Source organism: uncultured Nevskia sp., from assembly GCF_903885465.1.
Classification (GTDB): Bacteria; Pseudomonadota; Gammaproteobacteria; order Nevskiales; family Nevskiaceae; genus Nevskia.
In genome coordinates this window covers 1-6583 of record NZ_CAISIQ010000432.1, presented here as the reverse complement: position 1 = coordinate 6583, position 6583 = coordinate 1, and the positions used below count along the sequence as shown (strand labels likewise).

At 60.8% G+C, this 6583-nt stretch carries 10 protein-coding genes; 4 read left to right on the top strand and 6 right to left on the bottom strand.

Annotated features, from left to right (window positions below; genetic code table 11):
- Positions 1–23: 23 nt before the first annotated feature.
- Positions 24–1103, bottom strand: coding sequence for a DNA-binding protein (locus QZY06_RS16780; RefSeq protein WP_295686206.1), 1080 nt, complete (start codon positions 1101–1103; stop codon positions 24–26).
- A 122-nt stretch (positions 1104–1225) separates the two neighbouring features.
- On the opposite strand from QZY06_RS16780, the gene QZY06_RS16775 reads away from it, so the two are divergent.
- Positions 1226–2350: a site-specific integrase gene (locus QZY06_RS16775; RefSeq protein ID WP_295686205.1), complete on the top strand. Its 1125-nt coding sequence runs from the start codon at positions 1226–1228 to the stop codon at positions 2348–2350.
- 321 nt (positions 2351–2671) lie between these two features.
- Here the strand turns inward: QZY06_RS16775 and QZY06_RS16770 are convergent, their stop codons facing one another.
- The 3 genes from QZY06_RS16770 to QZY06_RS16760 are packed head-to-tail and all read right to left on the bottom strand — an operon-like array spanning position 2672 to position 3533.
- Complete coding sequence (locus QZY06_RS16770) at positions 2672–2884, bottom strand: GDCCVxC domain-containing (seleno)protein (protein WP_295686204.1); 213 nt, start codon at positions 2882–2884, stop codon at positions 2672–2674.
- Positions 2885–2892: 8 nt separating this feature from the next.
- On the bottom strand, positions 2893–3174 hold the full coding sequence (gene merP / locus QZY06_RS16765; RefSeq protein WP_295686203.1) for a mercury resistance system periplasmic binding protein MerP: 282 nt from the start codon (positions 3172–3174) through the stop codon (positions 2893–2895).
- 14 nt (positions 3175–3188) lie between these two features.
- The gene (locus QZY06_RS16760; protein ID WP_295686202.1) at positions 3189–3533 is read right to left on the bottom strand and encodes a mercuric transporter MerT family protein; all 345 of its coding nucleotides are present in this window, start codon (positions 3531–3533) and stop codon (positions 3189–3191) included.
- A 75-nt stretch (positions 3534–3608) separates the two neighbouring features.
- On the opposite strand from QZY06_RS16760, the gene merR reads away from it, so the two are divergent.
- Positions 3609–4007, top strand: a complete 399-nt coding sequence (merR, locus tag QZY06_RS16755) for an Hg(II)-responsive transcriptional regulator (protein ID WP_295686201.1) — start codon at positions 3609–3611, stop codon at positions 4005–4007.
- A 143-nt stretch (positions 4008–4150) separates the two neighbouring features.
- Here the strand turns inward: merR and QZY06_RS16750 are convergent, their stop codons facing one another.
- Complete coding sequence (locus QZY06_RS16750; protein WP_295686200.1) at positions 4151–4480, bottom strand: YnfA family protein; 330 nt, start codon at positions 4478–4480, stop codon at positions 4151–4153.
- Between the two features lie 7 nt (positions 4481–4487).
- The gene (cadR, locus tag QZY06_RS16745; RefSeq protein ID WP_295686199.1) at positions 4488–4952 is read right to left on the bottom strand and encodes a Cd(II)/Pb(II)-responsive transcriptional regulator; all 465 of its coding nucleotides are present in this window, start codon (positions 4950–4952) and stop codon (positions 4488–4490) included.
- Positions 4953–5067: 115 nt separating this feature from the next.
- Between cadR and QZY06_RS16740 the strand changes: the two genes are divergently transcribed.
- Both QZY06_RS16740 and QZY06_RS16735 read left to right on the top strand, forming a co-directional pair.
- On the top strand, positions 5068–5358 hold the full coding sequence (locus tag QZY06_RS16740) for a hypothetical protein (RefSeq protein WP_295686198.1): 291 nt from the start codon (positions 5068–5070) through the stop codon (positions 5356–5358).
- A gap of 67 nt (positions 5359–5425) precedes the next feature.
- The coding region (locus QZY06_RS16735; protein ID WP_295686197.1) for a TolC family protein at positions 5426–6583 on the top strand (1158 nt) is incomplete at its 3' end.

The following is a 6583-nucleotide window of genomic DNA, read 5'->3' as shown; positions in this document are numbered from 1 at the left end:
TTAGAGTTTTCGCACCGCTCACTTCATGGTGAAATCGGCCCCTCTTGCGTGAAAAACTCCGGCTGACTGGGGAGCGCTGGCCTCTGAGCCGCAGCCAAAGTCGAAGCCAGCTCGGCGTACTTTCGGGATAGTTCTTCCAGCTGCCCTTGAAACGCAGCCGCTCGACCTTCGTGTCGACCCGCCTCGCGGATGGCTTCGTTTCGATCGATAACCGCTTTGTCCAGCTCGCTACGAAGGCGAAAACCCTCCGCAAGGGCTCTATCCCGTCCTTCCTCAGTGGCTTGCAAATCCTTCACCAGGCTTTCACGGTCTCGGAGTGCAGCAGCCTCAGCTGAAGCCGCTGCTTCCCGCAGCCCAGCCGCCTCTCGTTGGGCTGTGGCGATCTCGGTGCGAAGCCCAGACAGCTCCTTGGCGGCTTCAAAAGCAGCGGATTCAAGCGTTCCGATACGCTTCGCTGACGCGGCCACCTCTCGTTCACGCTCGACTTTCAGCCGCTTGAGCTGATCCTGAGCTTCTTCAATGCGCGATAACAGGTGGCGTTCATTCCCGGCAGCCTGCTCACGAACATGCTGCAGTTCGGAGATGTAACGCTGCTCCGCGCGCTCACGCTCTTCAGTTGCGGCGGAGGCCCTGGCGTCGGCAGCGCTGGCGCGTACCGTCTGATCGGATAGCGCTTCTTCCATTGTCCGCTGTCTTTCTGCTGCCTGGCCGAGTTGCTCTTGGAGGCCCTTCGCTTCTGACGTAAGCGACGTAACTTGCGATTTTAATGAGGCTTTTTCTGTTTCAAAGCCCTGCTTGTCGGCCGCAAGCGCCTCCTGCTGTGACACATGCTGACGCTCAAGCTCGGTGCGCGCTTGGTTGACCTCCTCCATCGCGGTCGAACGAACCTTTTCATACAACTCGGCGGCAGCCGTGGCGATCGGCGCCGGAAGGTTCAGCCGTGCCGGCAAGGCTTGGTAATACTCCTTCAGCAAGGTATTGACGGTGCCGGGTGACCCGGTGCCCAGCACTTTGCGGACGCCCTCGACGGTGGGTCTTTCTCCCTCGGCCAGCAGCTGATCGGCAGCGCGCGTGATGTCGATCAAAGTGACGCCGGTTCGCATCCTAATATCCTCTCAAGTAGTGCCGTGATTCTAAATTGCATGGATATGGCTTATACCTACGTTAAGGGTTCGTTATCGTAGGTATAGATTTATATCGTAATGAATAGTACAGAATACGTTATATGAAATCATCATCTTTAACGGCCGTATCCGATGCTGTTGCCGCGATTGCGCCCGTTCAAACGCCCGTTGATCTCGATGCCGTGCAGCAACAGGTCGAGCAATCGCTGCTCGCAATCCGGCTTGCAGCCACGCCCACTGCAACCTGGTCGGCCTATCAGAAGGCGCTCCGCTACATTGCCGCTTGGATGCAGATGCGGCTGGGCGAGCCCCTTTCCCTTCCTGTCCCGGTATCTCATGTCCAGCTATTCGTGGTGGACCATTTCGGACACCCCGAGCGCGTTGCGACGGGTGATGGCCACTCGAAGCTGGTCCTGCACTTCCGGATGCCGAAGTCAGTCGACGACGCTTTGATCAATGCGGGTTACAAAAACGAGTCAGGCCGCCACCGCATGACCACCATTGATCAGCGGCTGGCCATCCTGTCGTGGGCACATCAGGAGAAAGGCTTCGAAAGCCCGTGCCGAGACGCCAGCATTCGCCGCCTGCTCTCCGACTGCCGCAAGCTGGCGCGCGAAATTGGTGAGGGGCCGAAGTCGAAAACTGCTGCTACCGTCGAATCGCTCGACCTGATGCTGCAGACCTGTGACGAGTCGCTCGAAGGTCGTCGGGACCGCGCGATCCTGCTCTTCGGGTGGGCCAGCGGTGGCCGCCGTCGATCCGAGATCGCCCGCGCCGAGGTCCGCGATCTTGAATGGATCGGGGTCGATCAAGCTGTCTTCCGCATGCGCAGTTCGAAGACCGACGACACTGGCCCCAAGCCAATCAAGGGAGAAACGGCCACCGCACTTCGGGAGTGGCTCAAAGCGGCCGGCATTACCGAGGGACCCTTGTTCCGGCGACTTTGGGGGAAAACCGTTGGCGCCGCGCTCTCACCGCACGCGATCGCAGCAATTGTTCAGCGGCGAGCAAATCAGGCGGGTTTGCCGGGTGATTTCGCAGGCCATAGCTTGCGCCGAGGCTTTGTCACAGAAGCGGGGCTGAACGACGTTCCCCTCGCGCAGACGATGGCGATGACCGGTCACCGGCTGACCAAGAGCGTCGTTCGCTATTCGGATGTCGGGGACGTGCTGACCAGCAAGGCGTCGGACCTTGTCGAAACCGGGCGCAGTCGGCGCAAGGTTTGAAGCACTCAGATCGCAGACACCTGCCGATCGAGTAACGGACCTCCACACCCGACAGCTTTTTCGCTCGGCGCGACCATCGGAAGCTGCCGAAGTGCCAGTCCCTGAACTCGATTTTTCATTTGATTCGGCCCTTGGCTGACAAATTGTTCCAGGGACCAAAGAAGCGAACTAAAAATATCCCTCAAAAATCATTGTTTTGTATTTTTCTTGACCGCCAAGTTAAGGGTTTGGAACATTTTGTCTAAATCATCAGATCGGTTGTGTTCCACAACAGGCAAACAGTCTTCGAAGATCGCGACGCGGTGGAACAGAGTTTCGGACTCAGCCACAGCATCGACTCTGCTGCTGAATCGGAGGGCATTTCACCGAGCCGAAGGAGCAGAACACACAACAGTCACCGGGGTTCGGCCGGAGGAGCGTCCTGCAGTGGCTGCACTCGTAGAAGAACTGGCAGGCATCCGCCGGCATGGTCTCGGATTTCGAGCCGCTGCATCGCGGACAGGTAATAACTGAGTCAAGCACGATGATGCTCACGGCCAGCGTCACTTCTGCACCGTCGACGGATATCCAGCGTTCGTCGTCGCGGTTGTCAGGTCGGAAGACTTCGCCTTGTCCGCGTCGTAGGTGACGCGCGCTGTCTTCTTCGCGAAGTCGATGCTCACCTCGCTCACGCCCGAGACGCTTTGAAGCGACTTCTTGACGGTGATCGAGCACACCGCGCAAGTCATGTTCTGAACATCGAGCGTGACCGTCTGCGGGGCCATCGCGGAGGCGGCCAGCGGCAGCACCGTGAGGGCCAGCAACGTCAAGAAAGGGTTGCGCATGGGAGATCTCCGTTTCAGTAGAACAGCGGTGCCAGCAGGGGTACCGCGAGCAAGCCGAGCAACAGGACGCCGACGATCCAGAAGATCAGGCGCTGACGCTTGATGGTGGTCGGGTCCGCGCATGGCGTACCCGGGGCGCACACCTGCGGCACCAGGTAGAGCTGACGGAATGCGAGGCCGAGAAACAACAGCGTCAGACCGATGAAGATAGGGCGGTACGGCTCCATCGCCGTCAGATTGCTGATCCACGATCCGCTGATACCGAGGACCAGCAGTACCAGCGGTCCCACACAGCACACCGATGCGCCGATGGCGGCAGCGACACCGGCGAGCAGCGAGGTTTTCCCAGTGAGTTGCATCCGTCGCATCCTTGATCCGCATATCGAGGTGTTACTCTAAACCCCGTACCAAGGTACGGAGTCAAGGACCGGGCGATGGCGACAGGACTGACGATTGGCAAGCTCGCCGAAGCGGCTGGCGTGAACATCGAGACGGTGCGGTATTACCAGCGGATGGGTCTACTCGACGAGCCGACGAAGCCCTCTGACGGTTATCGACGATATACCCATAAGCAAGCCCAACGGCTTCGCTTCATCAAGCGGGCGCAGGGGCTTGGTTTCACACTCTCCGAGATCGGCAGCCTGCTCGAACTGGAAAACGCCTGCCTGTGCGCGAATACGCGTGAACTGGCTGTGCGGAAGCGGGCACTCATCGAACAGCGCATGGCCAATTTGGCGGTAATACACGAAGCGCTGACTGGTCTGATTCGGCAGTGCGATGCTGGTGATGGCGGAGATGCCTGCCCGATCATCGAAGTGCTCGCGGCGGCTTGAGGTGGAGCTGTCGCTCTACGACTTTCTCGACCTCAATGGCCTAGACGCATTTAGCCCTCGCGTGTGCACCCAGCCAATCGCCGAAGGCGGCGGCGCTTCTCCGAGTGCTTGCCGACGAGGTCAAAACTGGCTGAGCAGCCGGTTCAGCGGAATGACGAGACCACCAGAATCCCGCATCCGAGGGCGATGGTACTCACCCCGGCCCAGTCGAGCGCGCTCGGGGTCACCCGATCCACCAGCCATAACCAAGCGAGCGCCGTGCAGGTGTAGACCCCGCCGTAGGCTGCGTATACCCGACCTGATTCTGCGGGATGCCTCGTCAGCAACCAGGCAAACAGCATCAGACTGCAGGCCGATCCGGCCAAGGCCAGCAGAGGCCCGTCCCGCTTTACCCAGATCAGCACGAGATAACAGCCGACAATCTCTGCCAACGCGGTCACAACGAACAGGCCCAGGGTGGCAATCCAGGTCAATTCCCCATCACTCCTGTGCACGTCGCCCGTGCACCCCGGCTCGACTGGCACCGCCGTCTTGTGCTGTCGGAAACGATGCAAGCCCTTGCAGGATGCCGCAGTCCTTCGAGGTGCTCGGGGACTCGCAGCGTGCACGCAGATCCTTGAGTTGCAACTGAAGGTCATTCAGCAGCCGGATGCGCTCGGCAACATGGCCGATATGCGCATCAAGCACCGAGTTGACCTCGGCGCAGCCTTGTCCTGGTACATCCCGCAACCGCAGCAGATGGCGGATTTCGTCCAGCGTCATGTCGAGCGCCCGGCAGTGCAGGATAAACGTGAGGCGCTCACGTTCGGCAATGCCGTAGACCCGGTAATTACCTTCGGTGCGCGCCGGCTTGGGTAACAGGCCCTCGTGCTCGTAGTAGCGGATTGTCTGAGTCGGCACTGCCAGCCGGGTGGCCAGATCGCCGATTCGATAGCGGTTGGTCATGAGGTACTCCGAAAGGGCTTGACCTTAAAGCTACTATAAAGTTTCTAATAGCGGTCATCGAGTTTTCGCGTGATACCCTAACCAAGTGAGATCCGTTCTCAAAAACTGGAAAGTCTTGCTGCTGGCGATGCTGATCGCCTGGAGCGGGATTTCGTATGCGTATCACATCGAGCGATCGCCGCCGGATCACGACAGTTCATTCGAACTGGCGAAGGAAATCGCCGATCAGTCGGGCCAACTCGAAAAGCAATGTGACCACTGCTGCCATGGCGGCTCGCATTCTCAGGGCCTGTGTAGCGAGCAATTCGTGATCTGCGCTCACGAGAACGAGCGTTTCGACCCCGAAGCGGTAGCCCTACCGCATACGCGTGCCGCTCCGCCGCTGACACCGCCACCACAAGCCTGACCTCCCGCTGACGCTTCTTCCTGCGGTCGCCTCGCGCGTCCGCTGAGTTCATCTGTGGAGATCACTCATGCTTCTGTTACTCAAGCGCCTCGGCCATCTTGCGGCCGGCGCGCTGCTGATGGCTGCCTTGCCAGGTTTTGGCGGGGAAGCTGTCTCGACCGACCTTCGGTCATACCTCGCGGACGTGTTGCAGGCGCATCCCGACCTCAAGGCCGCTGATGCCCGCGTCGCGGCCGCCGAAGCACAAGCCGAGAATCTGTCGCGGCCGGTCTACAACCCCGAACTCGGGGTCGGCAGCGAGCACGGCCAGAGCCAGTCGCTCGAAGCCAGCCTCAGTCAGACCTTCGATCTGTCTGGCAAGCGCGAGGCACGTCGAGCCAGCGGTCAGGCGGAACTGGCCATCGCAGTCGCCGAGCGCACCGAGCAACGGCAGCGGATTGCGACCGATGTGCTGAAGGCCCTTGCCGACCTTTACGGCCAGATCGCGGCTTCATCGCTGGCTGAACAGCGGCTGGAATTGCTGGAGCGATTTGCCGAAGTCGCGGATCGCCAGTACCAGGCCGGCGATATCGGCGTGCTGGATCGCGCTCTCGCCGCCCTGGCGCGAGCGGAAGCGATTGCGGTGACCGGCCGCGTCGAACTGAATCTGCTGAAAGCCCAACAAGCGCTGGATGCTGCGACCCGCCATCCCGGCTACCCGCCGCCGCCGCTGCCGGATCAGCTGCCGGAGTCCGGGCTTCTGAATGCGGATTACAACGCCCTGGCCGCCGCGCTTCCCGGCGTTCGCGCAGCTCTCGCAAAGACAGAAGCCGCACGCGCCGAAATTGCCATCGCGCGCAGCGAAACCCGGAGCGATCCCACGGTGGGTGTTCGTGGCGGCTTTCAGGAAAACCGGGGCGGTGGCGCTGGGGGCTCGCTGGTCGGCCTGGAGCTGACGATTCCGTTGTTTCTTCGGAACAACTTCAAGGCGCAGGTCGCCGCCGCTGACGCTCGTGCGTCGGCGGCGGGCATCGAATCCGATGCCAGCTATCGGCTTGCCGTCGCCCGCATGAAGGCAGCGGCGACTCAGTACGGCCGCACCCACACGGCATGGATGCGCTGGAACGGACTGTCTTCGGCGCGCATCGACGCCAGTGTCGAGCTGCTCGACAAGGTCTGGCGCGTGCGCGAAATCAGCACTGCCGAATACCTCGTGCAGTTCCGGCAACTGCTGGATGGCCGCGCC

Coding starts and splice junctions, on each gene's coding strand:
- cadR (WP_295686199.1), bottom strand. CDS start 4,952: ATGACCAACCGCTATCGAATCGGCGATCTGGCCACCCGGCTGGCAGTG.
- QZY06_RS16760 (WP_295686202.1), bottom strand. CDS start 3,533: ATGCAACTCACTGGGAAAACCTCGCTGCTCGCCGGTGTCGCTGCCGCC.
- QZY06_RS16775 (WP_295686205.1), top strand. CDS start 1,226: ATGAAATCATCATCTTTAACGGCCGTATCCGATGCTGTTGCCGCGATT.
- QZY06_RS16780 (WP_295686206.1), bottom strand. CDS start 1,103: ATGCGAACCGGCGTCACTTTGATCGACATCACGCGCGCTGCCGATCAG.
- merP (WP_295686203.1), bottom strand. CDS start 3,174: ATGCGCAACCCTTTCTTGACGTTGCTGGCCCTCACGGTGCTGCCGCTG.
- merR (WP_295686201.1), top strand. CDS start 3,609: ATGGCGACAGGACTGACGATTGGCAAGCTCGCCGAAGCGGCTGGCGTG.